Source organism: Nostoc sp. DedSLP03 (genome assembly GCF_034530815.1).
Classification (GTDB): Bacteria; Cyanobacteriota; Cyanobacteriia; order Cyanobacteriales; family Nostocaceae; genus Nostoc.
Map to the genome: position 1 here is coordinate 141515 of NZ_JAVRCK010000005.1, position 18061 is coordinate 159575.

The window sequence follows — 18061 nt, forward strand, 5'->3', positions numbered from 1 at the left end:
TCCAATAGTCAAATTACCCCCCTTAATCCCCCCTTGTAAAGGGGGGAAACCGGAATTTAGTTCCCTCCCCTTTGCAAGGGGAGGGTTAGGGTGGGGTAAAATGACACGAAAACTCAGTGAGTAAACTATTTCAGACTTGTCTATTTCTGCAACTGCTGCACAAACGCATCATGTTCCGGTGACTTCAACCCCGCTTGCACCACCTCCAACACCCGCACCATCTGATTGTTTAACAGCGCCTCCACCGCCAACCACAAACCCGGAAACACCCCAGAGCGAATAATTCCATCTGCACCGGGAGATAGCAATCGATAGTCGCCGTCAATTAGGCAAAACCATTCAATTTTATTCTCGTAAGATTGCCAGATTACGTACTCTAACACTCCATTACGGCGATAAACCTGCTTTTTGCTGCCAGTATCAATTGCAACGCTACTCGCGGCAATTTCAACAATTAATTCGGGAGATCCCTCAATGTAACCGTCGCTGCTTAAACGGGTTTGTCCGCCTGCGTCTGGTTCAATAAACAACGCTGCATCTGGCTGGGGTTCATTGTCTAAATCTAGTCTGACCGTTGGTTCAATGCTTAAATCAACACCGGGAGTCAGTGATTGGTAGACTCCTAACCAAGTTATCACCCGACTGTGGGGTTTGCCATGTTGCTCATGTCTTAAGGGAGATGCCACGTAAACGATTCCTTCAATCAGTTCTGCTTTCTTGATATGGGGTGCAGCCGCATAACGCCGTTCAAATTCAGGGCGAGTTAGGCGATCGCCACTTTCAAGCGGAGGCAGATGTCTCTGGGGTGAGTACTCTCTAACCATTTGCCAATCCTTGGAGTTGCCGGATATTTTTGACTTTAGCAAACCTCAGTTATCAGTTAGAATTTATTGATTTGCTGTTTTCCTCAAATTCCAAAAATCATAAAATGTAATGTTAATTATCATCGTCTGTTCTACGTGCGATCGCTTACTCGCTCAAGTTAGGCATCGCCGACAATTAATGCTGCACAACAGATTCCAACTAGCTATCATTAGCTAAGTGGTATGCCAGATATTTCGACGGCAATACCATTTAATTAGCAGTCTTTCTTAACTGCTTACACTCGCACCCATAAAAATTAGTTCGATCCGCTTTCTATTCCCTGCTCTCTATTGTGATACGCATTGGCTAAAAGTACTCTAAATAAGTACGGGGTGCAAAAAATATAAAAAATTCCTCAAGATTCAAGATTAAGGATAAGGCTATGGCAACCGAACAGTTAACTAGAGACAGCGATAATCTAGATTTAAATCAGCTATTAAGAACGCTGAATGCTGTTAAACAGGGTGACTTCTCTGCTCGGATGCCCATAGACCATACTGGTGTGGCGGGGAAAATAGCTGATACGCTCAATGATATTATTAACCAGAATGAGCGGATGGCGGCAGAGTTACAGCGAATTGGTAACGTTGTTGGCAAAGAAGGAAAAATTGCTGAACGTGCCTCTCTCGGAGATGTTCGTGGTTCTTGGTCAAATTGCGTTACTTCTGTCAATACTCTAATTACAGATTTAGTTCAACCAACAGCTGAAACTACGCGGGTAATTCGCTCAGTTGCTAATGGTGACTTATCGCAAACGATCGCTACAGAAATTGAAGGCAGACCTCTGCAAGGTGAGTTTCTCCAAACTGCGAATATCGTCAACACGATGGTAGAACGTCTCGGTTCTTTTGCCTCGGAAGTAACGCGGGTGGCGCGGGAAGTAGGAACCGAAGGAAAATTGGGCGTTCAAGCCGAAGTGCAAGGTGTGGCTGGCACTTGGAAAGATTTGACTGATAACGTTAACTTGATGGCGGGTAATCTCACCGGACAAGTTCGCAACATTGCCGAAGTTGCCACTGCGATCGCCAATGGTGACTTATCGAAAAAAATCACTGTCAATGTGAAAGGCGAAATTCTGGAACTCAAAAACACCGTCAACACGATGGTGGATCAGCTTAATTCTTTTGCATCGGAAGTAACGCGGGTGGCGCGTGAGGTGGGAACTGAAGGGAAGTTGGGCGTACAAGCCGAAGTTAAAGGTGTTGCAGGGACTTGGAAAGATTTAACCGATAACGTTAACTTGATGGCAGGAAATTTAACTGCTCAAGTCCGTAATATTGCCGAAGTCACAACGGCGGTAGCGAATGGCGACTTATCCAAGAAAATTACTGTTGATGTTAAAGGCGAAATTTTAGAGTTGAAAAACACCGTCAACATCATGGTGGATCAACTGAATTCTTTTGCCAGTGAAGTTACCAGAGTTGCGCGTGAGGTGGGTGCAGAAGGTAAATTAGGCGGTCAAGCAGAAGTACGCGGCGTAGCGGGTACGTGGAAAGACTTAACTGATAGTGTGAATTTTATGGCGGGAAGCTTGACGGCACAGGTGCGGAATATTGCCGAAGTGACCACGGCGGTAGCAAATGGCGACTTATCCAAGAAAATCACCGTCGATGTGAAAGGCGAAATTCTGGAACTCAAAAATACCATCAATACAATGGTGGATCAACTGAATTCCTTTGCATCAGAAGTAACAAGAGTTGCCCGTGAGGTGGGAACTGAAGGAAAGTTAGGCGTACAAGCAGAAGTCCGGGGAGTGGCGGGTACTTGGAAAGATTTAACTGATAACGTTAACCTAATGGCGGGTAATCTCACCGGACAGGTGCGAAATATTGCCGAAGTTGCCACTGCGATCGCAAATGGCGATTTATCCAAAAAAATCACCGTTGATGTTAAAGGTGAAATTCTGGAACTGAAAAACACCATCAATATAATGGTAGATCAACTCAGTTCTTTTGCATCGGAAGTAACGCGGGTTGCTCGTGAGGTGGGAAGTGAAGGTAAACTGGGCGTGCAAGCCGATGTGCGCGGTGTGGCTGGAACTTGGAAAGATTTAACCGACAGCGTAAACTTCATGGCGGGAAGTTTAACGGCACAGGTGCGAAATATTGCCGAAGTGACTACGGCGGTTGCAACAGGCGATTTATCTAAGAAAATCACTGTTGATGTCAAAGGTGAAATTCTGGAACTCAAAAACACCATCAACACAATGGTGGATCAACTGAATTCCTTTGCAAGTGAAGTGACGCGGGTTGCGCGTGAAGTGGGAAGCGAGGGTAAACTGGGCGTGCAAGCAGAAGTGCGCGGTGTCGCGGGTACTTGGAAAGATTTAACCGACAGCGTGAATTTCATGGCGGGAAGCTTAACAGCGCAGGTGCGAAACATCGCCGAAGTGACTACGGCGGTTGCAACAGGCGACTTATCCAAGAAAATTACTGTTGATGTCAAAGGTGAAATTCTGGAGTTGAAAAACACCATTAACACAATGGTGGATCAACTCAGTTCCTTTGCATCAGAAGTGACGCGGGTTGCCCGTGAGGTGGGAACTGAAGGGAAATTGGGCGTACAAGCGGAAGTAAAAGACGTTGCCGGAACTTGGAAAGATTTAACCGATAGCGTAAACTTCATGGCGGGAAGCTTGACGGCACAAGTGCGGAACATTGCCGAAGTGACAACTGCGATCGCCAATGGTGATTTATCGAAGAAAATTACTGTTGCCGTCAAAGGCGAAATTCTCGAACTCAAGAATACCATCAATATAATGGTGGATCAACTCAACTCCTTTGCCAGTGAAGTAACGCGGGTGGCGCGGGAAGTGGGAAGCGAAGGTAAACTAGGCGTACAAGCAGATGTGCGCGGCGTCGCTGGAACTTGGAAGGATTTAACTGACAGCGTGAACTTCATGGCGGGAAGTTTAACGGCACAGGTGCGAAATATTGCTACAGTTACCACGGCAGTGGCAAATGGCGACTTATCTAAAAAAATCTCTGTTGATGTCAAAGGTGAAATTTTGGAACTCAAAAACACCATTAATACGATGGTGGATCAACTCAATTCCTTTGCCAGTGAAGTGACGCGGGTGGCGCGGGAGGTAGGAACTGAGGGTAAATTGGGCGTACAAGCAGAAGTTAAGGGAGTGGCAGGTACTTGGAAGGACTTGACCGAAAGTGTAAACTTCATGGCGGGAAGCTTGACGGCACAGGTGCGGAACATTGCCGAAGTTACCACGGCGGTAGCAAACGGCGACTTATCCAAGAAAATCACCGTTGATGTCAAAGGTGAAATTCAAGAGCTTAAAAACACCATCAACACAATGGTGGATCAACTCAATTCTTTTGCATCAGAAGTTACCAGAGTTGCCCGTGAGGTGGGAACCGAAGGTAAATTGGGCGTGCAAGCTTACGTCAGAGGAGTTGCAGGTACTTGGAAAGATTTAACAGACAATGTGAACTCGATGGCGGGGAACCTCACCGGACAAGTTCGCAACATCGCGGAAGTTACCAAAGCGGTAGCGAATGGCGACTTATCCAAGAAAATTACCGTCGATGCCAAAGGCGAAATTTTGGACTTGAAGAACACCACCAATACAATGGTGGATCAACTTAGTTCCTTTGCAAGTGAAGTAACGCGGGTGGCGCGGGAAGTGGGAACTGAAGGGAAGTTAGGCGGACAAGCGCAAGTCCAAGGTGTTGCAGGAACTTGGAAGGATTTAACTGATAACGTTAACTCGATGGCGGGTAACTTAACGGCACAAGTGCGCGGTATTGCTAGAGTTGTAACCGCAGTTGCGAACGGTGACTTGAAACGGAAACTGATGTTAGATGCCAAAGGAGAAATCGAAACCTTGGCAGAGACAATCAACGAGATGATTGATACCCTAGCAACATTTGCCAATCAGGTAACTACAGTAGCGCGGGAAGTGGGAATCGAAGGAAAGTTAGGCGGACAAGCGAGAGTCCCTGGGGCGGCTGGAACTTGGAAAGATTTGACGGATAATGTAAACGAACTCGCTGCTACACTGACAACTCAGTTGCGAGCGATCGCCGAAGTTGCTACAGCTGTAACTAAAGGCGATTTAACTCGTTCAATTGCCGTCGAAGCATTAGGGGAAGTCGCGATCCTCAAAGACAACATCAACCAGATGATTGCTAATCTGCGCGAGACAACGCAGAAAAACACCGAACAAGATTGGTTGAAAACTAACCTCGCCAAGTTTACCCGAATGCTGCAAGGGCAGCGAGATTTGGAAACCGTATCGAAACTAATTCTCTCAGAACTAGCGCCCTTGGTAGGAGCGCAACACGGCGTATTCTTTTTGATGGAGTCTGCTGAACATACACCCTATTTGAAATTAATTAGTAGCTACGCTTACCGCGAACGCAGACATCTAGCTAACCGCTTCCACTTGGGTGAAGGTTTGGTGGGACAATGCGCTTTAGAAAAAGAGCGAATACTGTTGACGGAAGTACCCAGCGATTATGTCAGAATTGCCTCTGGGTTAGGAGAAGCCACGCCTTTGAATGCCGTGGTGTTACCTGTACTTTTTGAAGGACAAGTGACAGCAGTCATCGAATTAGCATCCTTCCGCCGCTTTAGCGAAATTCATCTGACATTCTTCGACCAGCTTACCGAAAGTATCGCGATCGTCCTCAACACGATCGCTGCATCGATGCGAACTGAAGAATTACTCAAGCAGTCGCAATCTTTGGCTGAAGAACTCCAAACCCAGCAAAGCGAACTCAGGGAAACTAACAAGCGCTTAGAACAACAAGCCCAATCACTCAAAGCCTCTGAAGATTTACTCAAAGGACAGCAAGAAGAACTGCAACAAACCAACGCTGAGTTAGAAGAAAAGGCAGAGTTGTTGGCGATGCAAAAGAAAGAAGTCGAGCGCAAAAATCGGGAAATTGAACAAGCAAGACTTTCTTTGGAAGACAAAGCCGAACAACTCGCTCTTTCTTCAAAATACAAATCAGAATTTCTCGCCAATATGTCCCATGAACTGCGGACACCGTTGAACAGCTTGTTGATTTTGGCGAAATTGTTGTCAGATAACATCGATCGCAACCTTACCGCCAAACAAGTCGAATACAGCCAAACAATTTACTCAGCCGGAACTGATTTGTTGGCGTTAATCAATGACATTCTCGATCTCGCCAAAATTGAATCTGGAACTATGTCGATTGACATAACTCAAATGCCATTGACAGAATTGGGCGATCAGATTGAGCGCACCTTCCGACAAATCGCTCAGAGCAAAGGACTTGGTTTCACAATTGAATTGGCTCCCGAATTGCCCACAACCATCTATACAGATGTCAAACGCTTACAACAGGTCTTAAAAAATCTCCTCTCCAATGCTTTTAAATTTACAGAAAAAGGAGAAGTACGCTTACAGATTGCGGTGGCGAAGCAGGGATGGAGCAAAGACCAAGAAAGTTTGAATCGCGCCCAAAATGTCATCGCCTTCTCAGTCAGCGATACAGGCATTGGCATTGCCCCCGACAAGCAAAAAGTTATTTTCGAGGCATTTCAGCAAGCCGATGGCTCTACCAGTCGGAGATACGGCGGCACCGGATTGGGCTTATCAATTAGCCGTGAAATCGCCCGTCTCTTTGGCGGCGAAATTAAACTAATCAGTAACCCCGGTCAAGGCAGCACCTTTACATTCTACTTCCCGCAATTGAGTCCAGAGTTCCGAGTTTTGAGTCCTGAGCCAACATCAACTCAATCCAGCACAGACGCGATTAATCGCGTCTCTACCCACTCCTCACTCCTCACTACTTCGGCTCCTTTCGACTTCGCTCAAGGCAAGTCGCTCAGTACAAGTCCTCACTTACCACTGATTAATGACGATCGCACTACTATCGGCGTCGGCGATCGCGTGTTACTAATTGTTGAGGATGACGTTAATTTTGCGCGTATCCTGCTAGATATGGCACAACAGCAAGGATTCAAGGCGATCGCTGCCCAAACAGGCACTACAGGTTTGATGCTAGCGCAGCAATTCTTACCTTCAGCGATTTTGCTAGATATCAGGTTGCCAGAAATGGATGGTTGGACTGTATTAGATCGTCTCAAACATGACCCAAATACCCGCCACATTCCTGTACATATCATGACCGTTGAGGAAGGAAGACAACGCGGTTTGCAATTAGGTGCGATCGCATATCTGCAAAAACCTTTAACCAGCGAGACCATATCCGAGGCGTTGACCAAAATTAAAGGTTTTGTGGAGCGCCAAGTGAAAAATTTGTTAGTAGTCGAAGACGACGACGCTCAACGGCTGAGTATTGTTGAGTTGATTGGTAACAGCGATGTTTCGACCACTGCTGTGGCTGACGGTGCAGCAGCTCTAGAAGCTATTCGCTCACAGCATTTTGATTGCCTCGTTCTCGATTTAGGGCTACCCGACATGACTGGGTTTGAACTGATCGAGCAGATAAAGCTTCTACCTCACGGTAAAACTTTACCAATTATTGTCTACACAGGTAGAGAAATTAGCAAAGCTCAAGAAACGGAACTCAGACGAATTGCCGAAACAATCATCATTAAAGATGTGCGATCGCCTGAACGTCTCCTCGATGAAACAGCATTATTTTTACACCGAGTCCAAGCAAATTTACCAGCACCCAAACGAGAAATACTCGAACAACTGCATTCCATAGATTACTTACTCGCTGGCAAAAAAGCGCTAATCGTAGACGACGATATGCGTAATATCTTTGCGCTGACAAGTATGCTAGAGCGTTATCAAATCCAGGTTTTATACGCTGAAAACGGCAGGGAGGGGATTACCCTGTTGGAAACTACACCAGATATTGATGTTGTTTTGATGGACGTAATGATGCCAGAAATGGACGGTTACGAAACAACACGCTTAATCCGCCAAAACGAGCAATTTAAATCTTTGCCGATTATTGCACTGACCGCTAAAGCCATGCAAGGCGATCGCGAGAAGTGTATTGAAGCGGGCGCATCAGATTACATCACCAAACCCGTAGATACAGAACAATTGCTGTCGCTATTGCGTGTTTGGCTATATCGTTAACGGAATAACTAAGCTACAATTCAAGCAGAGTAAGCATTTCCCGCTCAGAGACTCCCCATGTTTGATAACCTGCAAACCCAAATTTACCAACTAGAACAATTTGCCAACAGCCTTGTTGCTAACCAACTGACACACCTTAGCGGGGTAAGCGTTGGCATCATCTTTGTCGCTGGCTTGCTTACCAGTCTTACACCCTGTATGCTTTCGATGCTGCCAATTACCATTGGTTACATTGGTGGTTATGAAGCCAAAAGCCGCTTGCAAGCAGCTGCCCAATCAACTTGGTTTGCTTTAGGTTTAGCAACTACACTAGCAGGGCTAGGTATCATAGCAGGTTTAGTTGGAAAAGTCTACGGTCAAGTGGGAATTGGTTTGCCGATTATCGTCAGCATTATCGCCATTCTCATGGGGCTGAACTTATTAGAAGCACTGCCTCTACAATTTCCATCCTTGAATGAAACCAATTGGATTTCGCCAGATTTGCCAGCAGGATTGCGTTCTTATTTGCTGGGGCTGACTTTCGGTTTAGTCGCATCCCCTTGTAGCACTCCTGTTTTAGCGAGCTTGTTAAGTTGGATTGCTAGTACACAAGACTTAATTTTAGGCGCTGTTTTGCTACTTTCTTATACAGCCGGTTATGTAGCACCGTTGATTTTGGCAGGTACTTTTACAGCTTCAATTAAAAAATTACTAGAATTGCGTCGCTGGTCTGGCTGGATTAACCCAGTTAGCGGGGCACTATTGGTAGGATTCGGTGTATTTTCCTTAATTTCTCGGATTCCCCTTGGCAGTTTTTAATATCAATACCTTGTATTAGATTTTACACCTAATGACTTTAGAAGATTCAGCGTCCAAAGAAATAAAATGGTGGGCATTACCTGGGCAGTTCTTACGCCAAGAGCTTTTGCCCGTACTGACTAACTTAAAATTAGCGATCGCACTACTGCTATTGATTGCCATCTTTAGCTCTACCGGTACAGTTATTGAGCAAGGTCAGTCACCCGCATTTTACCAAGCCAACTACCCAGAACATCCAGCTTTATTTGGTTTCTTAACTTGGAAGGTAATTCAAGTAGTTGGGTTAGACCACGTATATCGAACTTGGTGGTTTCTGGCATTACTGATCTTATTTGGCACTAGCTTAACTGCTTGTTCATTTACCCGTCAGTTACCAGCCTTAAAAGCTGCCCAGCGCTGGAAATATTACGAAGAACCACGACAATTTCAAAAATTAGCTTTAAGTGCAGAACTAGATACTGCTTCTCTAAATTCCCTCAGCGAAATCTTACAAAAACACCGCTATAAAATTTTTCCAAATCAAGAAAAAGCAAATCTTCTTTACGCCCGCAAAGGAATAGTCGGACGCATCGGCCCAATTATTGTTCACATTGGGATCGTTGCTATTTTGCTAGGGGGAATTTGGGGGGCAATGACTGGGTTTTTGGCTCAGGAAATGGTTGCTAGTGGCGATACATTTCAAGTGACAAATATTGTCGATGCTGGGCCTTTAGCCGCAGCGCAAGTCCCGAAAGATTGGTCTGTGCGCGTCAATCGTTTTTGGATTGACTACACACCATCTGGCGGCATCGATCAATTTTATTCGGATATGTCTGTCTTGAATAATCAGGGAGAGGAAGTTGACCATAAGAAGATTTTTGTCAACGAGCCTCTGCGCTATCATGGCATAACTTTTTATCAAACTGATTGGGGAATTGCAGGTGTTCGCGTCCAATTTAACAACAGCCCGATTTTTCAGTTGCCGATGGCGCAATTGAACACCAACGGTAACGGGCGGATTTGGGGAACCTGGGTTCCGACTAAACCAGATTTGAGCGAGGGTGTCTCTTTGTTAGCGAAAGACTTGCAAGGGATGGTATTAATTTATGATGCCACTGGCAAACTTGTTGATACAGTCCGCGCGGGGATGTTCACCGAAGTTAATGGCGTGAAGCTGAAAATTCTAGACATCATTGGTAGCACTGGCTTACAAATTAAAGCCGATCCAGGCATCCCAATTGTTTATACAGGGTTTGCTTTGCTCATGCTGGGTGTAGTGATGAGTTACTTCTCACACTCGCAAATATGGGCATTACAAAAAGGCGATCGCTTGTATATTGGTGGCAAAACTAATCGTGCCCAAGTTGCTTTTGAACAAGAAGTTTTAGAGATTTTAGATCGGCTGAGTTCACAGCCAAAAGGTGAAGAGAAAGAAGCAGCAATTGAAGTTTAAACACAAAAAGGTACAAAGAAAATCGCTCCAAGAACGCAGAGGATTACTTTGCGTACCTTTGCGTTAACCTCCGCGTCCCTTTGCGTTTCAAAATTATTTACAACTAATTACACCCACACACCTACAAACATTGAAATTACTAGAGGTATTTATTAAACATTGAAACAAAAAATTTCTATATCTGCTAAACTTCAGTTTCAAGGACAGGTTTGCCTTCTACCTTTAATAGCTATCTTATTGAGTATTGCTTCTTGCACTGCCGAGCCAAAAAACATCAAGCGTGTTTCCCTTGTTGGTACTGGGGCAAGTTTTCCCGCACCTTTGTATGAGCGTTGGCTTTCAGATTACAACCAGCAAAATCCCAATATAGAAATTAACTATCAAGCTATCGGAAGCAGTGCTGGAGTGCAACAGCTCATCGACGGCACTGTAGATTTTGCAGCTAGTGATGTGGGAATTACAAGGGAACAAGCAGCCAAGATAAAACGGGGAGTCATTGCTTTGCCAATAACTGCCGGTTCTATTGTGTTAGCTTATAACCTGACACCATCTATACAGCAGTCGCCTCAAGTGAATGTGCTACCCACTCTCAGGCTACCACGCCAAGTTTACGTAGATATCTTTCTCGGAAAAATTAAGAATTGGAATCATCCTAGAATAGGTGCAGCTAATCCAGGTGTAAGTTTGCCCGATTTACCAATTCAAGTTGTAAACCGAACTGATGGTAGTGGAACTACAAGCGTATTCACGCAACACCTAAGCGCCATCAGTGCAGAATGGAAAAGCAAAATTGGGGCTGGTAAATCTGTAGCATGGCGAGTAGGAATTGGTGGAAAGGGTAACGAAGGTGTTACCGCCCTGATTCAACAGATACCAGGAGCTATTGGCTATGTAGAATACATTTACGCCAAACAAAATAAACTTTCTGTGGCTGCTTTAGAAAATAAATCTGGTAATTATATTACGCCGACACCAGAATCTGTAGCACAAACTTTAGAAGCAGTAAAATTACCAGGTGATAATTTGATTGCTTTTATCACCGATCCTACAAGTCCCCAGTCTTATCCCATCGTCACTTACAGCTGGCTTTTAACTTATCACCAATATCCAAACCGAGTCAAAGCTCAAGCACTGAAAAACTTTATAAATTGGGCTGTGATTGACGGGCAAAAATCCAGTTTGGAACTTGGATATATTCCTTTATCAAAAAAAGTTGTGCTGCAAGTGCAATCTGCCGTCAAGAAAATTGCTGAATGAAGCCGATTAATGCCATCTGCGCTCATCAGCAATGATGTTACTTTTGGTGACGCACTTCAATCACAGTATGTACATTACCGCGAGGCGTGAAATCTGCTTTTACCGTCACTTCCAACGGATCGCAAGCAGCCACAAAATCATCCAAAATTTGATTGGCAGATTCTTCGTGGGAAATGTAGCGATCGCGGTAACTATTAATATAAAGTTTGAGTGCCTTTAATTCCACTACCCGTTGATCGGGCACATAGCTAACATAAATTGTCGCAAAGTCAGGATAACCGGAAAATGGACATTTACAAGTAAATTCCGGCAAAGTAATGTTAATGTCATATCGCCTACCCACACGCGGATTCGGAAAAGTAATTAGTTTACCTTCCGCAATATCGCGTTCGCCATACTTCATTTCTTGGTTTGTCATTTGTCATTTGTCATTTGTCATTAGTTATTCTACTTATCTTTACGTCCTTTTAGTAATTTTGTAGCTTGTTAACTCCTAACTCCTAACTCCTAACTCCTAACTCCCAACTCCCCCTCAATACTCTTCCTTCTCCCAGTCTGGACAATTCTCATCTTCGCACCCGTGGGGATGCATAGCACAAACTAATAAATTACCACCATAAACTTGACCGTGGTAATGAGTACAACCAATACAGGCAGGATTTTTTTCAGATGTAGGTTCAACTGAATAAGGAAAACCCGGATCTACATCTGCTACCATGTCTTCCAGTTCCCAGTAAGCTTCTAACATCGGTTCAGCCAAATCCTGTAGATACTGATCGACTTCAGTAACAATATTATTATGTACTTGCTCGGTGACTTCTTCCGTTAGCTCAAAAAGTGCGTCTACTACTTCACTCATTCCCAGGAAGAAGCGCTCTACTTCATCAGCCACTGTTTCGACGATTTCTACTAAATCTTTTTGCCACTGTTCCATAAACTTGACACCTTTGCAGGCTATAAACAGGACGCTTTGTGCTATCTGGCTTGAAGCACTAAAATACACACTAAGCAATGTATCTTATCAAGTTTTTATCCGAAGTGTCATGTCAAAATGCCACTTATTATTACTTAATATTGCGCTCAAATAATGCTTTTTAGCGATCGCGTTGCAATCGTTTTAACTCATCTTGCAGTTTTAGCACTTCATCGCGCAATTTATCTACATTCTCATCATTTGAGGCCTCTTTGACCGTTGGCTCTTCATCTTCCTCTAAAATTTCAATACGGCGAGGTTGAGAAGGGGGCGTTTCTGGTGAGGTTTCACCAGATGGTTGGGCTTGTTGGGCTTGCTTCATCATGTCCTCAACGAAGCGGCGGGCTTCTTCTGTGTTCATTTCGCCCTTTGCCACCATTTCATCTGCCAGTTTTTGGACTTGCGATCGCACTTCGGCTAGTTTTCCCCCTGCTTTCTCACCCGCGTAAGAAGCTAATCCAACACCGAGGTAAAAAGCTTTTTGAACAATATCTCCAAAACCAGGCATTGTTACTGACCGCTCCTAAAAATAGGGCGACCCGGAGACTACGCCTACCACAAGCCTCCCGTGTTGCTGCTACCTTCCGGTTCTGACAAGATTTGGGTGTTGCGATCGCATAGATCCAGGTCTTATATAAACATAACATGAAAATTCAGTAAGTATATGTCATTCCATAACAATTCGCCATTCATAAAGCTGATAGTTGACGCAGCCATATTTTACCAAGGGGTCATCAGCTACAATCGCTTCTGCTTCCTCCTTTGAGGCAGCCTCAAACAGTAACATTCCGCCTCTTTGCTCTACCCAATAGCCTGTTCGCGCTTTGTGTCCTTTAGTAATTAATTCCCGAATGTAGGCTTTGTGAGCAGGTACATATTGGTCAAAGGTAGGTTTATCGACTTTCCCTTCTTCAATTTTTACAAACCACGGCATTGGCTTCTTAACTCCAGTTACAACAAACAGCCTACGTAAAGTACCCAGTGCTGATTCAGAGTATCAAATACAATAAATTTTAAGTGAAGTGCGTTATTGCTTTAGCCTAACGCACCGCTATATCTGTAATATCCTTTGAGCGTTTGCCGTTCAATACTCAACAGCAATGATTTCATAATCCAAAATCTCAAATCCAAAATCTCAAATTGAATGAGCCGTTTTTTTATCGCCCTCCTACCACCACAAGATATTCAAGACTACGCCAACGAGATTAAGCAGTACTTTGCCTCACGCTATGCTAGTAGCGGGGCGCTAAAGTCTCCGCCTCATATTACCCTGCAACCGCCCTTTGAATGGGCAGATGCTAACTTGCCACTATTAGAAGCATCTTTGAAGGAGTTTGCCAGTGGACAACAGCCAGTAGCAATTACACTTAAAGGGTTTGATGCCTTTGTACCTCGTGTTATGTACATTAATGTCGTCAAAAGTCAAGAGCTTTTAACTTTGCAAGCTGATTTAATCGCTTATACAGAAAGCAACTTGAGAATTGTTGATAAGGTTTCTAAAACCCGCTCTTTTGCACCTCATTTAACGGTTGCATTTCGGGATTTAACAAAGCAGAATTTTAAAGCTGCTTGGCCAGAATTTGAAAATCGTCAGTTGCATTTTGAGTTTACTGCTGACAAATTAACCTTGCTGCTTCACGACGGGAAGCGTTGGAATATTAAACGAGAGTTTGCTTTTTTCTCTGGTAGTAATTGAGCTTGTTGGGATTCTAATTTATCGAATAGGTAATTCAATCACAAACTCGGTACCCTCACCTGGTGTTGAATGGCAATCTACCTTACCGTGGTGATTGTTAACTACAATTTGGTAAGCAATAGACAAACCTAGTCCTGTTCCTTTACCGATGACTTTTGTAGTATAAAAAGCCTCGAATATCTTTGTCCGATTTGCTTCACTGATTCCTGAGCCATTGTCTGCAATTCTAAGAATAACTCGCTCTCCAATTGCTTCAGTTTTAATCCAAATCATCCCAATATGTCGAAAATTTTCATCAAAATGTTGAGTTTTTTGGATTTCTTCAATTGCATCAATACTATTACTAATCAAATTCATAAAAACCTGATTTAGTTCGCCTAGATAGCACTCAACAAGTGGTAATTCTCCATATTCTTTGATTAATTTAATTGCTGGACGATGACCATTTGCTTTAAGTCGATGTCCAAGAATGAGTAGCGTAGTTTCTAAACCTTCATGCAGGTTAGCTAATTTTTTACCTGCTTCTCCATGTCGAGAGAACTTATTCAAGGATGACACAATTTCTGTAACGCGAGCTGTACCTATCTGCATAGATTGAATAATTTTGGATAAATCATTTAATACATAATTGATATCTTTTGTTTTAATAGCATTTTGAATTTCATCTGGAGGATCGGGTAGATACTTCTGATATAACTCGAGCAAATTAATAACTTCTTGGAAATACTCTTCAATAAAATTCAAGTTACCAGCAATAAAGTTTATGGGATTATTTACTTCATGAGCAATTCCTGCTGTCATTTGACCCAAGGTTGCGACCTTTTCTGCTTGAATCAGTTGGGTTTGAATCTGTTGTAATTCGGCGTTTTTGTCAATCAAGATTTTCGTCAACTTTTTCAGCTTCAGTTGATGCTCTATTCGCACCAAGACCTCTTCATACTGAAAAGGTTTAGTAATATAATCTACGGCGCCTAATTGCAATCCTTTAACTTTGTCAGCAGTATCTGAAAGAGCAGTCATAAAAATGATCGGAATATCCCGGACACGAGGATTGCTTTCACTTTTGAGGTATTTACAAGTTTCAAACCCATCAATACCCGGCATCATGATATCAAGCAAGATTAAATCAGGTAAATTATCATTATCTAATCTCTGAATGGCTTTTTCACCACTGCGTGCTGCCCAAACTTCAAAACTAGACTGATCCAAAAAGCTCGATAAAACTTGTAAGTTAGCAGGGTTATCGTCCACGACTAAAATAATTCCTCTGCTCGGATCGCTATTTAGGGAATTTTTTTGATTGCCTATAGTTACTGTCATAAAATTTCTATCCTATATTGATTCACGTTGCTTCTTTGCAAAACGCTAACAAAGAATACTCCCAATTCAAAATTCACGGCATAAAATTCCCATAAATAAATTTTAGAAAATTAATCCTTTGAGTTTTCGCTCAAAAAAGTAAGGATTAAATCTTCATCAAACTGCCTCGCTAGCTGCCGCAATTGGTTAGCAAAAGGAGTGAATTTTGCGTCTGTTTCCTCTAGTTTATCTGCCCATTTTAAAATGTCATTGAAGTTACCTTTACTAGCTAAATTCATCAATTCTTGCAAGACATCGGGGGAAGGAGGAGTCAATTTATCTGGTGAACTATCAAGTGTTGTAGGCGAAGAATTAATTTTTTGTTCCTCAGATTGCTGGTAAATCCATGTCAAACCTAAATTGCACTCTAATTGATGCAGTAATTCATTTGCCTGTACAGGTTTGCTCAAAAAGGTGTCACCTCCTGCTTGCAGACTGCGATGTTGGTCGGCTTCAAAGACACTAGCAGAAGAGACAATAATCTTGACATCGTGGATATCTGGGGTATGACGCAGGTGTTTAATCAATTCAAACCCATCCATTTCTGGCATCAGCAAATCTGTAATCACTAGGTCTGGTTTCAGGGCGATCGCTTTTTCTAAACCTTCTTTACCGTTGCTGGCTTCAACCACTTTGAAACCCAATGGTTGCAGTAAATTTGTAATTACTGTGCGATTCTCCCAGCGATCGTCCACCATCAAGATGGTGCGGGGACTACCTGCAAAGCCAATGATTTGTCCCTTGGATACAGCCATCGCAGACTGTACCCATTCGCTGGCTTGGGCGATCGCAATTTCAAACCAGAAAGTACTACCCTGACCGATCTCACTTTTAACGTGGATATCGCTACCCATCATCTGCACCAACTGCCGAGTAATAGCTAAACCCAGCCCCGTCCCTTCTATCTGATGCTTTTTTTCACCTACTTGTTCAAATGGCAAAAAAATGCTGCCCAATTGAGTTGGAGTTATGCCAATTCCTGTATCTTTTACACTAAAGTGAATGCGATATTTCTCTGTCTGTTCATCAGCAGTCAGTCGATCGATTACCTCAACCTCGAAGCTAACTTTACCTTCATCGGTAAATTTAATGGCATTTCCCAGCAGATTCAAAAGAACCTGACGTAACCTTTTGACATCGACATGAACCCCTGTAGGTAAGTTGCTTGTAGGTTCATAGACAAACAAAATGCCTTTTTGTTCTGCCCGAATCTGACAAATTTCGACAATACCCTGTAAAAAAGACGGAAAATGCACATCTTGAGGATTCAGTTCTAGTTTTCGTGCTTCAATTTTGGAAAGATCCAAAATGTCATTAATTAAAGTCAGTAGATGAGAGCCACACTGTTCAATAATGTTTACATGATATTGTTCTGACTCTGGCAAAGCTTTGGAACGCAGCAAAATTTGAGCGCAACCCAAAATACCATTCAAGGGCGTTCGCAGTTCATGGCTCATGTTGGCTAAAAATTCGCTCTTAGCCCGGTTTGCAGTATCAGCCGCTACTTTAGATTTTTTCAGTTGAGCTTGTTCAAAAGCTTGTACCTGCCACAAGACAGTGACGATAATCGCTGTCAATCCGCCCACAATTAGGGCAATCAGATCGAGGAATCGTAGCCGAGATTCAATGTTTTGGCGCGGAATTACCAAAGCCACAGACCAATTAGCTTCTTGTAACGGCACATAAGCAACATACTTTTTAGTGCCGTCAATTTCCATCAACTGAATTCCCTGTTGTTTTATTACCATTCGCTGCGCGATCGCATTTAAATTGCGATCTGAAATTTTCAGCAGGCTGGGTGCAGGTTTTTCTAACGTTGACATTAACGTTGAGTTGGGATAGACGATCGCTTCTCCTTGGGAATTGAGGGCGAATGCATAGCTGTTCTTGCCGTAGTGCAAAGAGTTGACCACCTTTGCAATGCGATCGACTTTAACATTGCCGTGGAAAACCCCAATCGGTGAACGATTGGTAGGAGAATCAGACCAGATTGGAGTGGCGATCGCAATTAAAGGAATACCTGTGGAACGGCTGATAAAGGGATCGGAAATGTTGCTTTTTCCCGCTAATGCTTTTTGAAAGTAGTCTCGATCCTTAATATTCTTATTTGATCGACCAACCTTAGTATTAGAATACGAACCATCCGGGGTAACTATTTGGAAAAAGAAAAATTCATCGATCCGCTCAACTTCTGACTTTAAATAAGGTTCTGCTAAAGACCAGTTTAAGGAGCGTACAGTTGAAGTATGAGCAAGGGTTTGTACCTCGACTTTGCGAATATGTAACCACTCCTCAATTTCATCAACTCCTCTCTGTACTTCTAAAAAAGCTTTTCCTCTCAAGTCTTGTAGCGTTATTTTCCGAGCAGCCTGATAGCTAAAATAAGCAGAAATACTCACAATAAGAGTAGTGCCGCCAATAATAAATCGGATTGGTAAATTCCGTGAAGAATACATTTTGGTGTCAGATGGGCTGGAGTTGCCTTCGATCGCAGGGTTAACCCTTTAAACTAATGGGTTTTATAAGCAAAAAAAGGGCTATATTTAGATTGCCCAAAAAATTATTAATAATTGCAGCTATGATTGTTACCCATAGCTAAGATTGTCAATACCCTAAACTTTGCTAACCATCCTT

12 protein-coding genes and 1 other RNA gene are annotated in these 18061 nt (G+C 43.2%); 5 read left to right on the forward strand and 8 right to left on the reverse strand.

The features are described 5' to 3' along the window. Window positions 1–140: 140 nt before the first annotated feature. Window positions 141–824, reverse strand: coding sequence for a Uma2 family endonuclease (locus RM368_RS04125; RefSeq protein ID WP_322692871.1), 684 nt, complete (start codon window positions 822–824; stop codon window positions 141–143). 422 nt (window positions 825–1246) lie between these two features. Here RM368_RS04125 and RM368_RS04130 point away from each other — a divergent pair, with 422 nt between their 5' ends. The 4 genes from RM368_RS04130 to pstS all read left to right on the forward strand — a co-directional run bounded on the left by RM368_RS04130 (window position 1247) and on the right by pstS (window position 11399). Then, window positions 1247–7912, forward strand: coding sequence for a HAMP domain-containing protein (locus RM368_RS04130; RefSeq protein WP_322692872.1), 6666 nt, complete (start codon window positions 1247–1249; stop codon window positions 7910–7912). A 57-nt stretch (window positions 7913–7969) separates the two neighbouring features. Further along, window positions 7970–8710, forward strand: coding sequence for a cytochrome c biogenesis protein CcdA (locus RM368_RS04135; protein ID WP_322692873.1), 741 nt, complete (start codon window positions 7970–7972; stop codon window positions 8708–8710). Window positions 8711–8741: 31 nt separating this feature from the next. Next, entirely contained in the window at window positions 8742–10142 is a 1401-nt protein-coding gene (locus RM368_RS04140; RefSeq protein WP_322692874.1) for a cytochrome c biogenesis protein, read from the forward strand. A gap of 159 nt (window positions 10143–10301) precedes the next feature. Further along, the gene (gene pstS / locus RM368_RS04145) at window positions 10302–11399 is read left to right on the forward strand and encodes a phosphate ABC transporter substrate-binding protein PstS (protein ID WP_322692875.1); all 1098 of its coding nucleotides are present in this window, start codon (window positions 10302–10304) and stop codon (window positions 11397–11399) included. A 37-nt stretch (window positions 11400–11436) separates the two neighbouring features. Here the strand turns inward: pstS and queF are convergent, their stop codons facing one another. The 5 genes from queF to RM368_RS04170 form a co-directional block, all read right to left on the reverse strand. Then, window positions 11437–11817 (reverse strand): preQ(1) synthase, encoded by a 381-nt coding sequence (gene queF, locus RM368_RS04150; protein WP_322692876.1) that lies wholly within the window; start codon window positions 11815–11817, stop codon window positions 11437–11439. Between the two features lie 114 nt (window positions 11818–11931). Then, window positions 11932–12333, reverse strand: a complete 402-nt coding sequence (locus tag RM368_RS04155; RefSeq protein WP_322692877.1) for a hypothetical protein — start codon at window positions 12331–12333, stop codon at window positions 11932–11934. Window positions 12334–12493: 160 nt separating this feature from the next. Beyond that, the gene (locus RM368_RS04160; protein WP_322692878.1) at window positions 12494–12880 is read right to left on the reverse strand and encodes a phasin family protein; all 387 of its coding nucleotides are present in this window, start codon (window positions 12878–12880) and stop codon (window positions 12494–12496) included. 25 nt (window positions 12881–12905) lie between these two features. Then, an RNA gene (ffs, locus tag RM368_RS04165) (signal recognition particle sRNA small type) lies at window positions 12906–13002 on the reverse strand. A gap of 37 nt (window positions 13003–13039) precedes the next feature. Beyond that, window positions 13040–13306 carry a YciI family protein gene (locus tag RM368_RS04170; RefSeq protein ID WP_322692879.1) on the reverse strand — a complete coding sequence of 89 codons (267 nt, stop codon included), beginning with the start codon at window positions 13304–13306 and terminating at the stop codon, window positions 13040–13042. Window positions 13307–13516: 210 nt separating this feature from the next. Here RM368_RS04170 and RM368_RS04175 point away from each other — a divergent pair, with 210 nt between their 5' ends. Then, on the forward strand, window positions 13517–14068 hold the full coding sequence (locus tag RM368_RS04175; protein ID WP_322692880.1) for a 2'-5' RNA ligase family protein: 552 nt from the start codon (window positions 13517–13519) through the stop codon (window positions 14066–14068). Between the two features lie 18 nt (window positions 14069–14086). On the opposite strand, the gene RM368_RS04180 is transcribed toward RM368_RS04175, so the two are convergent. Beyond that, on the reverse strand, window positions 14087–15388 hold the full coding sequence (locus RM368_RS04180) for a response regulator (RefSeq protein WP_322692881.1): 1302 nt from the start codon (window positions 15386–15388) through the stop codon (window positions 14087–14089). A gap of 110 nt (window positions 15389–15498) precedes the next feature. Beyond that, window positions 15499–17883 (reverse strand): ATP-binding protein, encoded by a 2385-nt coding sequence (locus RM368_RS04185; RefSeq protein WP_322692882.1) that lies wholly within the window; start codon window positions 17881–17883, stop codon window positions 15499–15501. Window positions 17884–18061: the final 178 nt, after the last annotated feature.

Excerpts from the sequence above, each read along its gene's own strand:
- RM368_RS04125 (WP_322692871.1), bottom strand. The coding sequence starts at position 824 with ATGGTTAGAGAGTACTCACCCCAGAGACATCTGCCTCCGCTTGAAAGT.
- RM368_RS04130 (WP_322692872.1), top strand. The coding sequence starts at position 1,247 with ATGGCAACCGAACAGTTAACTAGAGACAGCGATAATCTAGATTTAAAT.
- RM368_RS04135 (WP_322692873.1), top strand. The coding sequence starts at position 7,970 with ATGTTTGATAACCTGCAAACCCAAATTTACCAACTAGAACAATTTGCC.
- RM368_RS04140 (WP_322692874.1), top strand. The coding sequence starts at position 8,742 with ATGACTTTAGAAGATTCAGCGTCCAAAGAAATAAAATGGTGGGCATTA.
- queF (WP_322692876.1), bottom strand. The coding sequence starts at position 11,817 with ATGACAAACCAAGAAATGAAGTATGGCGAACGCGATATTGCGGAAGGT.
- RM368_RS04155 (WP_322692877.1), bottom strand. The coding sequence starts at position 12,333 with ATGGAACAGTGGCAAAAAGATTTAGTAGAAATCGTCGAAACAGTGGCT.
- RM368_RS04160 (WP_322692878.1), bottom strand. The coding sequence starts at position 12,880 with ATGCCTGGTTTTGGAGATATTGTTCAAAAAGCTTTTTACCTCGGTGTT.
- RM368_RS04170 (WP_322692879.1), bottom strand. The coding sequence starts at position 13,306 with ATGCCGTGGTTTGTAAAAATTGAAGAAGGGAAAGTCGATAAACCTACC.
- RM368_RS04175 (WP_322692880.1), top strand. The coding sequence starts at position 13,517 with ATGAGCCGTTTTTTTATCGCCCTCCTACCACCACAAGATATTCAAGAC.
- RM368_RS04180 (WP_322692881.1), bottom strand. The coding sequence starts at position 15,388 with ATGACAGTAACTATAGGCAATCAAAAAAATTCCCTAAATAGCGATCCG.
- RM368_RS04185 (WP_322692882.1), bottom strand. The coding sequence starts at position 17,883 with ATGTATTCTTCACGGAATTTACCAATCCGATTTATTATTGGCGGCACT.